At 45.7% G+C, this 16,070-nt stretch carries 11 protein-coding genes; 5 read left to right on the top strand and 6 right to left on the bottom strand.

The genetic code is table 11. The features are described from left to right. The first annotated feature begins 42 nt into the window (after window positions 1–42). The gene (locus LJ707_RS01315; RefSeq protein ID WP_228948928.1) at window positions 43–1,041 is read left to right on the top strand and encodes a glycosyl hydrolase; all 999 of its coding nucleotides are present in this window, start codon (window positions 43–45) and stop codon (window positions 1,039–1,041) included. 51 nt (window positions 1,042–1,092) lie between these two features. Here LJ707_RS01315 and LJ707_RS01310 read toward each other — a convergent pair whose 3' ends face one another. Next, window positions 1,093–2,736: an AGE family epimerase/isomerase gene (locus LJ707_RS01310; protein ID WP_228948927.1), complete on the bottom strand. Its 1,644-nt coding sequence runs from the start codon at window positions 2,734–2,736 to the stop codon at window positions 1,093–1,095. Between the two features lie 112 nt (window positions 2,737–2,848). Here LJ707_RS01310 and LJ707_RS01305 point away from each other — a divergent pair, with 112 nt between their 5' ends. Next, the gene (locus LJ707_RS01305) at window positions 2,849–5,335 is read left to right on the top strand and encodes a glycoside hydrolase family 9 protein (RefSeq protein WP_228948926.1); all 2,487 of its coding nucleotides are present in this window, start codon (window positions 2,849–2,851) and stop codon (window positions 5,333–5,335) included. Window positions 5,336–5,406: 71 nt separating this feature from the next. On the opposite strand, the gene LJ707_RS01300 is transcribed toward LJ707_RS01305, so the two are convergent. The 4 genes from LJ707_RS01300 to LJ707_RS01285 form a co-directional block, all read right to left on the bottom strand. After that, entirely contained in the window at window positions 5,407–6,150 is a 744-nt protein-coding gene (locus tag LJ707_RS01300; protein ID WP_228948925.1) for an SGNH/GDSL hydrolase family protein, read from the bottom strand. Next, complete coding sequence (locus LJ707_RS01295; protein ID WP_228948924.1) at window positions 6,147–7,235, bottom strand: SGNH/GDSL hydrolase family protein; 1,089 nt, start codon at window positions 7,233–7,235, stop codon at window positions 6,147–6,149. Before LJ707_RS01295 ends, LJ707_RS01300 begins: the two co-directional genes overlap by 4 nt. Before the next feature lie 11 nt (window positions 7,236–7,246). After that, window positions 7,247–9,235, bottom strand: a complete 1,989-nt coding sequence (locus LJ707_RS01290; protein WP_228948923.1) for a glycoside hydrolase family 97 protein — start codon at window positions 9,233–9,235, stop codon at window positions 7,247–7,249. A gap of 111 nt (window positions 9,236–9,346) precedes the next feature. Next, window positions 9,347–10,564: an AGE family epimerase/isomerase gene (locus LJ707_RS01285; RefSeq protein WP_228948922.1), complete on the bottom strand. Its 1,218-nt coding sequence runs from the start codon at window positions 10,562–10,564 to the stop codon at window positions 9,347–9,349. A 307-nt stretch (window positions 10,565–10,871) separates the two neighbouring features. Between LJ707_RS01285 and LJ707_RS01280 the strand changes: the two genes are divergently transcribed. Genes LJ707_RS01280 through LJ707_RS01270 form a run of 3 tightly spaced genes read left to right on the top strand, consistent with a single transcriptional unit; the run spans window position 10,872 to window position 15,547 of the window. Then, window positions 10,872–11,798 (top strand): hypothetical protein, encoded by a 927-nt coding sequence (locus LJ707_RS01280; RefSeq protein ID WP_228948921.1) that lies wholly within the window; start codon window positions 10,872–10,874, stop codon window positions 11,796–11,798. Window positions 11,799–11,809: 11 nt separating this feature from the next. Beyond that, complete coding sequence (locus LJ707_RS01275) at window positions 11,810–13,354, top strand: phosphatase PAP2 family protein (RefSeq protein WP_228948920.1); 1,545 nt, start codon at window positions 11,810–11,812, stop codon at window positions 13,352–13,354. 6 nt (window positions 13,355–13,360) lie between these two features. After that, window positions 13,361–15,547, top strand: coding sequence for a TonB-dependent receptor domain-containing protein (locus LJ707_RS01270; RefSeq protein WP_228948919.1), 2,187 nt, complete (start codon window positions 13,361–13,363; stop codon window positions 15,545–15,547). Window positions 15,548–15,597: 50 nt separating this feature from the next. On the opposite strand, the gene LJ707_RS01265 is transcribed toward LJ707_RS01270, so the two are convergent. Continuing rightward, window positions 15,598–16,059 (bottom strand): PA2169 family four-helix-bundle protein, encoded by a 462-nt coding sequence (locus LJ707_RS01265; RefSeq protein WP_228948918.1) that lies wholly within the window; start codon window positions 16,057–16,059, stop codon window positions 15,598–15,600. Between the last annotated feature and the right edge of the window lie 11 nt (window positions 16,060–16,070).

Raw genomic sequence — 16,070 nt, 5'->3', positions numbered from 1 at the left:
CCCCGGGGTTGGCCTTGTAGTAGCTTTGTTTAAAAACCTGTTATGAGAATAAAACTTACCTTACTTGCCCTTGTGGCAGGGCTAAACTGCTTTGCCCAGCAGCAATTTGCCCCGGTAAACCCAAACACCACGCCCGAAGCCCGAAAACTGCTCAGCTACATTTACAGCATCAAAGGCAAAAACATTATAACCGGGCAGCATAACTATCCGCATATACCCAACAAGCATTTGGATAGTGTAAAGGCCCTCACCGGTAAAGAGCCCGGCCTTTGGGGTGCCGATTTTATTTGGAGCGGTACTAATGATGTTGGCCAAACTATAGTTGACCAAGCCATTGAACGTTACAAACAAGGCTACCTGATTTGCCTGATGTGGCACCAGGGCCGCCCAACAGATAACCCACCTTACGGTTGGAAAGAAAGTGTACAGGCCAAGCTTACACCCGCGCAATGGAAGGAGCTAACAACACCAAACACAAAATTGAACAAACGCTGGCTTGCTCAGGTTGACCAGATAGCCGTATGGCTGAAAAAACTACAGGATGCCAAAGTGCCTGTACTTTGGCGCCCATACCATGAGATGAACGGCGTATGGTTTTGGTGGGGTGATAAAAAAGGACCGGACGGCATCAGTAAGTTGTGGAAGATGATGTATGACCGTTACACCAATTATCACAAGCTTAACAACCTGATATGGGTATGGGGAGCCAATGGCCCGCGCGACTTGCCCGAAGACCAGGCTTACTCGTACAAATACTATTACCCGGGTGCTAAGTATGTTGATATTTTAGGCACCGATATTTACAACGCCGATTATGAGCAGAAGGATTATAACGAGCTTTTACAATTGGCCAAAGGTAAACCCATCGCTTTAACAGAAGTTGGTGAACTACCTAAACCCGAAATACTTAAAGCACAGCCTGAATGGGTTTGGTTTATGGTTTGGGGAGATTGGTTGTGGACGCATAATACCAGGGAATTGGTAAAAGGTAATTACGCCCGCCCGCAAGCTTTAACGCTTGATGAGATCAGTTACAAATAATGATACTATCGTTAGACAAGAATGCCGGGTTAATCAGCCCGGCATTTTTGTTTAGTTTGAAACCGTATTGCCCGGCTTAGATAAGTTGCCTTGCAAATCAACAGCGCGAATGGTGTAGGCCGCTTTGGCATCACCAGTATTTACCAGAAACCAGGTAAGCGGTGTGTAGCCTATACGTTTGCCGTTGTTGTAAATGTTGTAGCCCATAAACTGGCGGTTATCCGTTGAGGCAGTCCATTGCAGCCTTGTCCCTGTCGCGAGTTCTTTTACTGTTACTTTTTGTGGTACCGATGGCGGCGTTTTATCTGGTTTAAGCTGATTAATGCAGTTCATCAGCGCGCGGAAGTTGTGGTATGTACCTTTCCATATCTGCCCCTTGAGTGCCTTTTTCATCTCGGGTTCCTTGTCAATTCCTCCGGGATACCAATCGCCGTGCTGATGGTCGATAAGATAGGTTTGCACATACGTCCAGAGCTGTGTGAATTTATCGTAATATTTCAACTCATCCTTTGGATAAAGTGTAGACATCAGCAGCAACGAGTTCAGCCCCTCAGCCTGCGCCCACCAGTTTTTACCATCCTTTATAATGCTGATGCCGGGCTGATCTTTAAAATAATAACCTTCATCGTAAAAGCCCCCTACCTTGTTGTCCCATCCGTTTTTCAGGGAATGGTCAACCATGCGTTTGGCTACCTTTAATGTCGCCTCGTCATGCTCGTTGCCCAACACATGCGAAGCCTCCAGCATCAGGTAAGCGGTTTCCACATCGTGCCCAAAGGATACGTGATCCAGATAACGATGTTTCAGGATGCTTGTAGTTGATGAATCTCGGGTTGAAACAGGTGTCCAATCCGGCTGAAAGAACAACGTGAGGTAGCCTTTTGGCGTGGTGATCTTATCGCGCACTAACAGCAGCATCTCATTCAGCCTTTCGCGCAGCAGGCTATCAGGCCAAACGGTATATAATTCGGTAAAGGCTTCGAGCAGGTGGATGGAGGTATTCTGATCCTTGTATCCTTTATCTGATGTTGACGGAAAATCAGCCGTACGCTTTATCACGGTTCCATCCAGCTCCATATGCTGAAAGTATCCTTTATTAACCGGATCATGAGCATGTTTCTCTAACCACCAAAAGGTTTGCTTGGCCAGGTTAAGCGCGGCTGTATCGCCTGAGGCCTGGTAGTAGGCAGCCAGCCCGTATATGGCAAAGGAGTTACCATACGATTCCTTTGGTGCGAATGAATTTTCGACCACATTGCCCTCCTTATCGGTATAGGTATAAAAACCACCGTTTACCTTATCCCACATCTTATCCCGCAAAAACAAAAACCCATGTTTGGCATCAGCCTTAAAATAAGGCACATTAGGGTAAAACAATGCCGCCTTAGCGTTTGACCATACATGCCTTGCCTGCGTAACGATCATTTTATGCTGATCGGGCGCTATTTTAAAGTCGTAGGTAAAGGCGCTCAGAAAGCCGCCATCAGCCGTATCAACCGAACGCGGGTACCACTTATCAAGCAGTTCTACCCGGGCAGAACGCTCCATTTGTTTAGCAATGGCCGGTTTGTCGGTTTGTGCTAACAACATTTGCGGTAGTAAAAAACTGCCTGTAAACACGAGTTTAAGGCAGTCAGGTATAAGTTTATTCATGGTTAAATAAGTGGTTTCAGGCTTAAAAATAAATGCTGACATTGGTGCAGCCCTTATTTTGCCAATATATTACAAACATTTGGTAAAAATACATTACATGCCTGTTGGGCACCATGTTACTTTTAGCTTACCAACTATGTAACTTAACATATCTATGCAAATTTTATACAAATCAACTCTTCTGCTTCTCGTCGGCATAGCAACCGCCTGCTCGGTTTACGGCCAGCAAAAAAAGGCGATGGTGATCAACAGTAAGGATTACCTTGAGCTTGAAGGCGTAAATGTGATGCTCGCGCATGATTTTTATCCCGAAGGGCACCAGGGCGGTGTTGGCGTTATACAGAACGGGCAGCGCACCGCTACCAACGGCGATTTGCGCCTTGAACCTACGCCGGGGCAATGGTCGCCCATACCTAAGGTGGGCAAACGTGTGGTTGACCGCCAAAAAAACGAGGTTAGCGTACGCATGGAGTACCCTAACCCGGATATGAACCGCAAAGGCTTTAACCCCATTATTTACCCCGACCTGAACTTTGCCTACAACATTCGGGTAAAGCCAGAGGGTCGCTCATTCCGCATTATTGTTGACCTGGATAAGCCGCTGCCTGACGAATGGATTGGCAAGGTTGGTTTCAACTTCGAGCTTTTTCCGGGCATACTATTCGGCCGTTCTTATTACATGGATAACCAGTTCGGCATATTTCCGCAGCAACCTAACGGACAAATGTATAAGGATGCCGCCGGTGAGCTGCAAATAAAACCGATGGCCAGTGGAAAATCACTCACCATAGTGCCTGAACTTGATGCCCAGCGCATGACGATCCAAAACCTTTCGGGCGGCAACCTGGAGCTATTGGATGGCCGCGGCAAGCACAATAACGGCTGGTTTGTGGTACGCTCGCTGGTAGAAAAAGGCGCCTCAAAAAATGCTATTGAGTGGCTGGTTACGCCTAACGCGGTCAGCGGCTGGCAGTCAGACCCTGTAATCCAGATATCACAGGTAGGTTATCATCCGGCACAATCAAAAATTGCCGTTATTGAGTTGGATAGTAAAGATAAAAGCCGCAAACAGGTATCGCTTATGCGCATAGCCGAAAAAGGCGGGCTTGAACCGGTACTTACATCAGCACCAAAAGAATGGGGTGATTTTTTGCGTTACCATTACCTTCAGTTTGACTTTACCAAGGTAACCAAACCGGGCATGTATATTGTAAAGTACGGTAATTACCAAAGCCGTCCGTTCGCTATTAACGCGGGCGTATTTAAAGAAAACGTTTGGCAGCCTACACTTGATTATTTTTTACCGGCGCAAATGTGCCACATGCGTGTAAACGAGAAATACCGTGTTTGGCATGGCTGGTGCCACCTGGATGATGCCCGCATGGCCCCTATCGACTCTAATCACTTTGATGGTTATATTCAGGACGGTTCAACCCTTACCAAATACAAACCTGGCGACAATGTACCTATGCTTAACCGTGGTGCCTGGCATGACGCGGGCGACTTTGACTTAAGGGTTGAATCGCAGGCGGAAACCGTTTACGGGCTGACCCTGGCTTACGAGGAGTTTGGCGAAAAGCATGATAATACAGCAATTAATCAAACCACTTTAGTAACAGAGATACATGAGCCCGATAATAAGCCCGATCTGTTACAGCAAATAGAGCATGGTTTATTATCCGTTACAAACGGTTACCGCACTTTAGGGCGCTTTTACCGCGGCATAATTGAGCCTACCCTACAGCAGTATGTGTTGTTAGGCGATGCCGCCAACCTTACGGATAACATCCCCTACAACAGCAAACAGCCGCCGGTAAATGCGACAGGCATTAAAACCTGGGCCGACGACCGCTGGGTGTTTACGGAGCAAAATCCGCCACGCGAGCTGGAAGCCGCCGCTGATCTGGCTGCTGCCAGCAGGGTTATGAAGGGATATAATGATACTTTGGCCACGCAATCGCTGCAAATAGCTAAAGAGGTTTGGAAAAACACGGCATCAAACAACATATTACCGCGTATACAGTTAGCTGCCGAGCTTTTGATAACTACCGGCGATAAGGAGTATGCTGATTATTTAGTGAGCAAAACCGATGACATTACTAAAAACATAACCAAAACAGGCTGGTACGTTGGCCGTACATTAAAGCTGGTTAATAACGCCCAATACAAACAGGCGGTAAATTCAGCCGTGAAAACCATGTATAGCGCCATCGTAGCCGACGGTAAAAAAACACCGTATGGCGTACCTTACGAACCGGATATTTGGGGCGCAGGCTGGGGTATACAGGGCTTTGGTTTCAGGCAGTATTTTTTACATGCCTCGTTCCCTGATATTATACCGACTGATTACATGCTGGATGCGTTGAACTTTGTATTAGGATGCCATCCGGGCTCAAATAGCTCTTCATTCGTATCGGGCGTGGGTTCACAATCCATGACCACGGCGTATGGCTTTAACCGTGCGGATTGGTCGTACATACCCGGCGGCAGCGCATCAGGCACAGCTTTGATCCGCCCGGATTTCCCGGAATTGCTTAAATGGCCTTACTTATGGCAGCAAGGTGAATACGTTTTGGGCGGCGGCACAACCGACTACCTGTTCCTGGCCTTAGCTGCAGATCATGTTTTGAATAAGAAATAAACCAGAATATCTTAAAAAACAAAAGCGGCCCGTAGTGATACAGGCCGCTTTTGTTTTATCTGCTTAATTGATTACTTCTTTTTTAAAGCCGCTTTAATGGCTGCCTCCGCAAGTGGCTCCATTACTTTGTAGCCTGCCTCATTAGGGTGTACGCCATCGTAGGTTAACTCCTTTTTAAGGCCTTGCTGTTCATCAACCATCGGGGTAAAATAATCCAGGTAAACCATTTTGTTAGCCGCGGCGAACTCTTTAAGGCTTTTGTTAACTGATGCGATTTTAGGTACCGGATTGAGTCCGCGTCTCCATGGATAATCGTACACCGGCAATATAGATGACAGCACTACCTTAATACCATAATGCTGTGCCAGCAAAGCCATAGATTGTATGTTGCCTACAATTGTTTCTTCAGACGTTGGCCCGGTGTTACCTGCAATGTCATTAGTACCGGCCAATATCACCACAACCTTTGGTTTGAGGTTGATCACATCAGGGCGAAAACGAAGCAGCATTTGCGGGGTTGTTTGGCCACCTATGCCACGGTTTATGTAAGGTTTGCCTTTAAAAAACTCAGGGTCTTTATCGCTCCAGCCCTGGGTTATGGAGTTACCCATAAAAACCACACGATCCTCCCCTTTTGCCGGTGGTTGTACAGCGGCATTTTCTTTTTCAAAACGTTTAAGGTTTGCCCAGTCTTCTCTCAAATAATTTAATTGTTTTAACTCTTTAGCCATACGTGCCGTATCAGCAGTTTGGCCGTAAGCAGATGTAAATAACAGCGCCGAAAAAAGCGCCGGTAAAATAAAGGTTTTCTTCATGGTGTGTTTCTTCTCCAGTGTTTTGTTTTTTCAATAAAGGTAATCAGTTCATCAGCTATCAGGCGGTGCTCACTTAAATCAGGATGATCACCGCAACCCTTATGATAGCGTTTGCTAAAATAGTATTTATACACATTTTTATCACCCGTATTATTTACTTCATCAACAATACCCCGCAGGTAATTTTTTTGAACTTGTACCAGGCTGCTGTCGGCCATTGGGCTGGTTAAACAAATAATGGTTGCTGATGGATAATAAGCCCGCAATCTTTTAATAAACGATACATAAGGCGGGCAAAACTTTAAAGAATCAACAGGGCCATCATTTTGCCCGAGGCATATGGTTACCACATCAGGCCGGTATTTTTTAAAATCCCATTGTATGGCATTGGCACGCAGGTTAACCTTATCAAGCACATCGGGCATGATAACCTCCATATTGCAGCAGCTACGGGTTAAACCGATGCCTGCAACAGCCGTAAGATGCCACTGCGCGTTTAAAGCCCGTGCGGTTACAGGCCCGTAAGCCATATATGCGTTATGCTGATCGTACCACTGGCCGGTATTACAGGCAAAGGCGCTTTCATCGCTACCTGTACCGCAAGTAATGGAATTACCTATAAATTCAATTTTACGTACCGGTAATGGTGCAGGAGCGAGCAGTTGCTTGCACCTCAGCCCCACAAATTCCAAATATCCGATGCCTGATTCGGTACTTTTGCAGATGGTAATCTCGTGCCGTGCATTGGTAAGGTTATTTGCAACCTTTATGGTATTATTTTTTTGTGTGAGTTTTATACGCTGCACAGGCAGGTTATCAATAGCTACCGAGATGTAGTTATGATCTTTACCCCACATCATTTCATCATTAATTAACAACTCACAGGATGTGCCTTTAAATGCTGCCTTGATGTAAACACCTGCCGCCCAAAAACGCGGCAACTGCGGATTGGTAAAATCAATTCGACCTACGTATTGAAATCGCTTGTCGGTAGATTTATATTCATGGAGATTATCTGCAGGAGCTTTCCATGCCCACAAGCCGGCCAATAATACAGCTCCTATTAATAATCCAAAAATCCGCATAACTTATCTTTTTACTTTGCCGGGTATATTCTTGCAGCCCAGCCGCCGCCACTACTCAAATGTACTTTTAGCTTCTCTCCTGCTGATACCTTAACCAATTCGCGCACATAATCCGCAGCATCACGATCAGCATTAACACCATCCTTAAATATTTCGGCCTCGTAAGTACCTTTGGGCAGAAATGACAGGTCGATCTCCAGGTCGCGCGCGTCCCAGTTGGTCATGGCACCTACGTACCAGGTGTCACCGTTACGGCGGGCAATAGCTACATGCTCGCCTACCTTGCCCAGCAACGGCACGGTTTCATCAAAAACAGTAGGTACTTTGCTTATAAAATTGGTCGACTCCTGCTCCCTGCGGTAAGCTGTCGGGTTATCGGCCAGCATTTGTATCGGGGCCTCAAATATTACATACATGGCCAGTTGGTGGCTGCGTGTACCCTGGCTCATGGGGTTTGAATTTATGGGACGGTATGATGCCTTGTTGGCATTGCGCATAGCTCCCGGTGTATAATCCATCGGCCCGGCCAGCATCCTGATAAAGGGTATAGAAACATCATAGCGCGGCACATCATCATCAGGTGCCCATTTGGCATTCTCCAAACCTTTTACGCCCTCAAAGTTGAGCACATTAGGGTATACGCGTTGTATGCCATCAGGTTTGTACATACCATGCAGATCAACCAGCAGGCGATACTTAGCGGCGGTTTCGGCAATCTTATAAACCGATGAGGTTACCTTTTGGTCATCACGGTCAAAAAAATCTATCTTGAAGCCTTTGGCACCCATATCTGCATATTGTTTAAATATGCCATCCATATTGGCCATTACACCATGCCAGGTAGCCCAAAGTATAATACCTACGTTTTTTTGCTTAGCATAGGTAATAATCTCGTGCAGATCAACAGCGGGGTTAAGCTTGGTCATGTCAACCGAGTTACTCCAGCCCTCGTCTAATATTACATACTCCAGCTTGTTCTCTGATGCAAAATCAACATAGTATTTATAGGTAGCGGTGTTGATGCCCGCTTTGAAATCAACATGCGATATATTCCAGTCGTTCCACCAGTCCCAGGCCACTTTGCCGGGTTTTATCCAGGCAATATCCTTTATGCGCGATGGGCCGGCCAGCTTTTGCACCATATCATTATTCAGCAATGTTTTATCATCCGGCGCTACAATAACCGCCCGCCAGGGCAAAGCTGCTTTGCCGTTAACCGTTGCTATATAATCGCCACGTTCGGTAACCAACGTATTCAGCCTCCTGAGTTCTTCTTTTACCGGATACTTTCCAAAGTCGGCTTTTAGCGCATACTGTTCATCCTTGTTTTTAACTACGTACATACCCGGGTAATCTTCCAGTCCGGCCTCTAAAACGGCAGCCTTTGCCCCATTACCCAGATCAACCAGCATGGGCAGAAAGGCCAGTGAATCCACCCCGACTTTTGATAAAGGCACCTCATTATATAAAGCCTCAAATGAGGTTTGATAATAATCGCCTTTTAACCGCGGATCATGCGCGTAAGGGATAAACACCTTATAATCATCAGCAAATTTAAAATTGGCATCCTCGGCCATCACCTTCACCGGCTTGGTTTTATTAAGAACAAAGCGATAGGCTATCCCATCATTATAAGCGCGCACTATAAAACTATAGCCCCCCTTGCAGCTAAGTGTTAGCTGCTGATAGCTTTCATTAATAAATTTTTTTTTATAGTTGTAAGCCTCAAACTTTGAGTTTACTGCGATAACCTTATCTGCAGTTACCTTAACATCATTGCCCAGCACCTCTCCGCCATCAAGTTTAAGGGCGGCAACAGAGGGCTGAATGATCTGTGTACCATCATACCATAACGACCAGCTTAACTGCCTGCCTGCGCTAAGAGTGACTTTAACCTTTTTATCGGGCGAGGTAACGGAGTAGCTTTTTTGCTGCGCGATAAGTTGCTGACTAACCAGCATAGCAAGCATTACCACACAAAATTTGTAAATACTTTTCATGATAAAGATATATCAGTAATAATTTGGTTTATGTAAACTGCAGCAAGATACAATATCGCTTACCCGTCATCTACGCCTATTTTAGCCGATAACAAGTATAAGTTATCATCTTCAGGCCGGTATATGTTGTTTTAATACACGTTTATAGACTTCTATACAGGTACGGCTATTGTGGTAAGGGCATTTCCATATACCTATTTTATCCTCGTGTGCCATAAGGCTGCCATCGGCATAAACACCCCATACCCATTCGCCACGTTCGCTATCAATAATGTTTGCCTGCACATATGCCCAAAGTTTAAGGGATATAGCGGCATATTTCCATTCGCCGGTAAGTTGCCAGGCACTCAGGTACCCAACCATAGCCTCTGCCTGTACCCACCAATGCTTTTCTTTTACCAAGCCACCATGCGCGGAATCATACTCGTACCACAAGCCACCGCCTGCGGTATCAATTCCTTCAAGCGCGGCATCAGCCATGTGTATGGCAAAGCCTTTAAACTGCGTAATAAGTTGTTCATCATCAATAACCTCCGCCGCCTCTAATAACAGCCAGGCGGCTTCAATATCGTGGCCGTAGCTAACAATGTTTGAGCGCCTGTTCCAATACTCATCAAAAAACAACACCAGGTGCCCGGTTTCATTATCAATAATATGGTCGCTAAAGTTTTTGAGCAGGCTGATGATCTGCTGTTTTAAGCCTGCATCGGGCCAAATAGTATACAAGTTGACATAAGCCTCAAGCACATGCAGGTGCGTGTTCATTGATTTTTGCTCGTTGGCATCTTTAGCGCTCAGGCGCAAATCGGCTATGGGTTGCCAATCATGGGTATAGGCTTCAAAGTAACCGGTATATTCATGGTCGTAACTTTTCTCAACCAGCAGATTATACAGATCAATGGCCTGCTGCTTTACGTCATCATCATTTGTAGCCTTATAGTATTCGGCCAGTGCATAAATAACAAAGGCATTGGCATATACCTGCTTTTTGGTATCGAGCGGATTGCCAAGATGATCTGCCGTCCAATAGATGCCGCCGTGTTGTTCGTCAACAAAAAAACCGAGTATGTACTGGTAAGCGCGGCGGGCCAATTCAAGATAAGCATCATGGCGCTGAAAATTATATGCTGCCGAATATGCCCACAAAATACGCGCGTGCATAACTGAACCTTTAGGCGCATCCGGGTACGGATGGTTATGATGATCAACCCTGCCCAAAAAACCTCCATTTATATGATCAACCGAATGGTGACTCCAAAAGTTAAGGATATTGCTAAGCTCAGCCCTAACCTGTTTGCCGTATTGCAGCAGTTGATCTGTTTTTTCCAAAAGGTTAATTATGTTTTAAACTGTTACGAAAAAGTAGCGCCGCAAAACGGCAGGTTTATCATCATCAAAACTACGAGCATACACTACTCCGTCATTAATATTTTTTTATCAAAAACTTATATAAAACCATCAATATCGTCATCAGTATAATTTAAGTTGTTTAATTTACAATGTTGTTTTACCAGTTATAAATGAGCCATTTAACCAATGGCGAATACTTTGTTAAAAAATTAATAAGTTATTGTTTTGTAATAAATTTATTACTTAACTTACACAAAAATTAAAAAGCTAACCCTAATTAAGCTTAATGAAACCACTATTTAAACCTATTGCAATTGCAATGGCGTGTTTAGGCCTTTCGGCCCCGACAGCCCATGCGCAAAATGAAGCCGACGCGCTTATGATGGGCAAACACAATTTATGTATCGCCGCCGGTTACTCCTACTCCTCGTGGGACAGGTACTGGGAAGGCAGCCTGAAACGTGACAACGCCAACATAGGCACTTTCTCGGCATCGTCAATAATGGCTATGCTTAATTATGGCATTCGCGACGATTTGAACATCATGGTATCATTACCTTATGTATCAACCAAAACATCAGCAGGTACGCTGAGCGGCCTTAACGGTTTGCAGGATCTGAGCTTTTATGTTAAGTACCGGCCAGTACGTAAAACATTCGGCAGCAGCCAAAAACTATCGGTATTTGCCGTTGCAGGTTACAGCGCACCAAGCCATAATTATAATGTTGACCTGATGCCGGTATCAATAGGTATGGGCAGCAACGTTACCACCGGGCGCTTAATTGTTGATTACCAGTTGAGCAAATTTTTCGCTACGGCATCAGGCTCTTACCTGTACCGCAGCAATGTAGAGATTGACCGTACTGCTTATTACACCACCCGCCAGATCAACTCCAACCAGGTGCAAATGCCCAACGCGGGTGTTTACCAGTTCAGGACAGGTTACCGTACGCCTTATATTATTGCCGAGGCTTATGTTGACCATATGCGTACTTACGGCGGTTTTGATATTCGCCGTAATGACATGCCTTTTGTAAGCAATACCATGAACAGCACCAATGTTGGTTTTGAAGGTAAGTACTACCTGCCCCAATTGCGCGCGCTTGGCTTACATGCAGCCGCATGGAGAACTTTGGAAGGCCGCAATGTTGGCCAGGCCACCGGTTTTATGGCTGGCGTGCTTTATACTTTAAATGTGGCTAAATCAAAATAATTAACTGATTTATGAAGAAACTATTTACTTACGCATCCCTTATCCTGTTAGCCTCGTCAATTGCAGCCTGTAATAAGGATATTAAAGAATATAATGAAGATTTCCCGGCATTGCAACCTGCCAAGGTTGATGCAACCGCCGGTAACTGGAAACCTTTGGTGATCACCTCTACCGAAGAATTTAACCTGCCAGCGCCCGAAGCTACGAGCTCAGCCGCTTATCAGAAGGAATTGGATGACCTGAAAGCCCTGTCATCAAACCTGACCTCAGATCAGCGGGAGATAATAAACTACTGGAAAGTAGGCAGCGTATTGCGCTGGAATGAGATAATGCGCGAACTGGTAGCCAAGCATAACCTGCCGCCCTATCAAAACCCGGACGGCACCTACCCTATTCCGAGCGCGGCTAACCCGTTCTCGTACCCACAATTCCCGTTCTCAAACCCACCGTATGCCGCCCGTGCCTACGCTTATGTGAGCGCGGCACAGTATGATGCATTGGTAGCTGCATGGCATTTTAAATATAAATACAACCGCCAGGCACCTTATAAAACCGCATCGGGCATAACAGTTTCAGTACCTAAGAGCGATTTGCCATCTTACCCATCTGAGGATGCCGTGGTAGCAGGTGCTTCGTTCGAGATCATGAAACTACTTTTCCCTGCTGATATTGATTACATCAAACAAAAAGCCGAGGAAGAAAAACAATACCGTATGCTTGCCGGTGTAAATGTTGCAAGCGATGTTATTGCAGGCGATTCATTAGGCCGCTGGGTAGCCCGCAAAGTGGTGGCCCGCGCCAAAACTGATGGCATGGGTGCCGCAGTTGGTAACGCTACGGTTTGGAAAAAACTGGAAGATGATTGCATTGCCAAAGGCGAAACACCATGGTACTCGTTAGAAATCCCTAAAAGGCCGCCTATGTTGCCGGTGTTCGGCAACGTAAAACCAATGATGTTTGCCGCAGCCGATGTAGCGTCTATCCGTCCGCCTGCACCACCTGCAACTAATTCAGAAATCATGAAAAAGGAAGTGGCCGAGGTGCTGGATTTTACTAAAAATGCCAGCCGTGAACGGATGCGCATTGTGAATTATTGGGCTGATGGTGTGGGCACATATACCCCACCGGGCCACTGGAATGCTATAGCGACCACTGAATTCGTGAAGAACCAATACAGCGAAGTACGTTGGGCGCGTAACTATGCCTTATTAAACGCTTCGTTGATGGATGCCGCCATAGTATGCTGGAACACTAAATACTATTATTTTAATGCCCGCCCCTGCCAGCTTGATGGGCGCATAAAAACACTTACAGGCGTACCAAACTTCCCGGCTTATATATCGGGGCACTCTACATTTAGCGGCGCGGCAGCTACTATACTGGCTTTCCTGGTGCCATCAAAGGCTAAGGACTTTGAGGATATGGCCAACGAAGCCTCTATGTCGCGTATGTATGGCGGTATCCACTACCGGTCTGATTGCTCAGAAGGGTTGATAACCGGCCAAAAAGTAGGCAACTACGCGGTTGAAAGGGCTAAAATTGATGGCGCGAACTAATTGTTAATGATGACGAAATTACGTACTACCTTATACATATCATTATCAATACTATTTGCTGATAACGCCCTTGCTCAAACACAAAATGATACTTCAACTACACTGAATGAAGTAACTATATCCGAAATAAAACGAAATGGCAACATAGCCAGACTGGACAGCATCAAGGGCACTTACATCTTCTCGGGTAAAAAAAACGAGGTGATCAAATTACCGGCCCTTGATGCTGCCATTACCGAAAAATACGGCAGGCAGATCTTCGCCAAGATACCCGGTGTTTTTATGTATGATATGGACGGCACAGGCAACCAGGTAAATATTGCCACCCGTGGCCTCGATCCGCACCGGGGCTGGGAGTTTAATATTCGTAAGGATGGTATCGTTACCAATTCGGACATGTATGGCTATCCGGCCAGTCATTATAACATACCCATGGAAGCTGTTGAGCGTATTGAATTGGTACGCGGCACCGGCTCATTGCAATACGGGGCGCAGTTTGGCGGTATGCTTAACTACATCAGTAAGCAACCCTCGGTAAAACCATTCTCGTTCGAGAGTATCAATACCGTTGGTTCATACGGTTTGTTGAGCACCTTCAACTCGGTTAGCGGTACCAGGGGCAAGTTTAGTTATTATGCCTGGTTTAACAATAAAAGCAATAACGGCTATCGTGATAACGGTGACTCAAAGTACAATTCGCAGAACATAAGCTTGTTTTACCGGTTCTCGCCTAAGTTATTGTTAAAGGCAGAGTGGACACGGTCAGACTATACCATACACCTGGCAGGCCCGTTAACGGATGCCATGTTTAAGCAGGACCCTCAAATGTCAACAAGGGCGCGCAATTACTATAATCCGATCATAAATATACCCTCGCTCGCGTTGGACTGGCAGCCCGGCAAAAATACCCGCGTATTGCTAACCACATCGGCCATTATTGGCTCACGCAACAGCGTGCTGTATGATAAGCTGGCTACTGTTGCCGATACCATAAACGCGCAAACCCTGCAATACAATAACCGCCAGGTTGATATTGATCATTTTAACAGCTATACATCGGAGTTGCGGGTACTGCATAACTACCAGTTTTTTGGCAATACCAACACCATTACAGGCGGCGTACAGTACATGAACAACAACCTGCACCGCCAGCAATTGGGCAAAGGCACTACCGGCAGCAATTATGACCTGACGTTGATAACCCCGGGTTTTGGGCGGGATATGCACTACAAAACCAACAACATAGCCCTGTTTGCCGAAAATAAGTGGACGCTATCAAAAAGGTTAAGCGTAAATACCGGCTTCCGTGTGGAGCGGGGCACTACTGATTTAACCGGCACAATTAACTATTTGAGCCCTGCTGATGTACCCAATACTATTAAACACCATTTCCCGCTGTTTGGGGTAAGCACACAGTATAAACTTAACAGCACCATAAATTTTTATGCCGGATGGTCGCAGGCGTACCGCCCGGTAATATTTAAGGATATTATCCCGGCATCAGTTTACGAGGTATCTGACAAGAATTTGAAGGATGCCAAAGGCTATAACCTTGAAGGCGGCTTCAGGGGTAGCTGGAGCATTTTAAGCTGGGATGTAAACTATTTCAGGCTGTTGTACAAAAACAGGCTGGGTACGGTAGCGATAAAGAATGATAATGGCGATGATATTATTTACCGCACCAATATTGGCAACTCGGTAAATAATGGTATTGAGTTTTTTACACAGGCTGATATTAAACTGAGCAATAAGGCGGCCCTTACGCTTTTTACCTCTACCGCCTACATGAATGCAGTTTATAAAGATGCCGCGGTACGATCAGGAACTACAAATATTAATGTAAGCGGCAACAAGGTGGAAAGCGCGCCCGAATGGCAAAGCCGCAACGGTGCTACAGTAAAATTTAACCGCTACAGCTTTACAATATTGCACAGTTATACCTCAAGCACATTTGCTGATGCCCTGAACACAGTTGAACCAAATGCCGCCGGTTCGGCAGGTTTGGTACCATCATACCATATATTTGATGTAAATGCGAGGGTAAACTTAACCGGCAGCCTCAGCTTACGCCTTAACCTGAACAACGCATTTGATAAGCAGTATTTTACCAAGAGGCCGCAATTTTATCCCGGCCCGGGTGTATGGCCTTCGGATGGGCGTACCTTGTCAGCCACTTTGGGTATAAAACTATAAAACCACCGCTTTGTGGCGGTGGTTTTATAGCTGCATTGAATCATCTGGTATTAAGCAACATGGTCGCACAACGCTTTCACTTCGGTATGCGCTTTTTGCAAAATGGCCTGTTGTTTAATGAGCATCTCGCGGATGTAAGCCGGGATAAACTCCTCATCAAGCGCTGTTTTATATGCCTTTAATATGGCATCCTCACCAAACTCGCATTCCTCCAAAATACTTTTAGTGCTATGACCGGTGAATTGAGCTTTCAGATCGAGCCAGGTTCGGTGCAGCGTGCCCGATACCGATGTATTGTTTTGCACATCCTTAGGGCTGCTTAATGCCTGTACCTCTGTTGCCAGTTCCATTTTAAACTGGTGGCTTTCGCCCACGCAGTTAGTGAAAAGGTAACGAACATCTGCGTCGCCTTCTTTCAAATCGTTCAGTGCGCGTTCAAAGCCGTTAATACGGTCGTTGTTGATCTGTACCAGATCATTCAAAATTTCAACTGTTGCTTTTGTGTTTTCCATGGTAATGTTTT

Source organism: Mucilaginibacter sp. UR6-1 (genome assembly GCF_020880975.1).
Lineage (GTDB): Bacteria > Bacteroidota > Bacteroidia > Sphingobacteriales > Sphingobacteriaceae > Mucilaginibacter.
The sequence above is the reverse complement of the archived record's forward strand: the minus strand, read 5'-3'. Positions and strand labels throughout refer to the sequence as shown.

Bases quoted from the DNA above. Each gene is read 5' to 3' on its own strand.
- LJ707_RS01315 (WP_228948928.1), top strand. From the start codon at position 43: ATGAGAATAAAACTTACCTTACTTGCCCTTGTGGCAGGGCTAAACTGC.
- LJ707_RS01265 (WP_228948918.1), bottom strand. From the start codon at position 16,059: ATGGAAAACACAAAAGCAACAGTTGAAATTTTGAATGATCTGGTACAG.
- LJ707_RS01290 (WP_228948923.1), bottom strand. From the start codon at position 9,235: ATGAAAAGTATTTACAAATTTTGTGTGGTAATGCTTGCTATGCTGGTT.
- LJ707_RS01295 (WP_228948924.1), bottom strand. From the start codon at position 7,235: ATGCGGATTTTTGGATTATTAATAGGAGCTGTATTATTGGCCGGCTTG.
- LJ707_RS01270 (WP_228948919.1), top strand. From the start codon at position 13,361: ATGATGACGAAATTACGTACTACCTTATACATATCATTATCAATACTA.
- LJ707_RS01275 (WP_228948920.1), top strand. From the start codon at position 11,810: ATGAAGAAACTATTTACTTACGCATCCCTTATCCTGTTAGCCTCGTCA.
- LJ707_RS01305 (WP_228948926.1), top strand. From the start codon at position 2,849: ATGCAAATTTTATACAAATCAACTCTTCTGCTTCTCGTCGGCATAGCA.
- LJ707_RS01300 (WP_228948925.1), bottom strand. From the start codon at position 6,150: ATGAAGAAAACCTTTATTTTACCGGCGCTTTTTTCGGCGCTGTTATTT.
- LJ707_RS01280 (WP_228948921.1), top strand. From the start codon at position 10,872: ATGAAACCACTATTTAAACCTATTGCAATTGCAATGGCGTGTTTAGGC.
- LJ707_RS01310 (WP_228948927.1), bottom strand. From the start codon at position 2,736: ATGTCAGCATTTATTTTTAAGCCTGAAACCACTTATTTAACCATGAAT.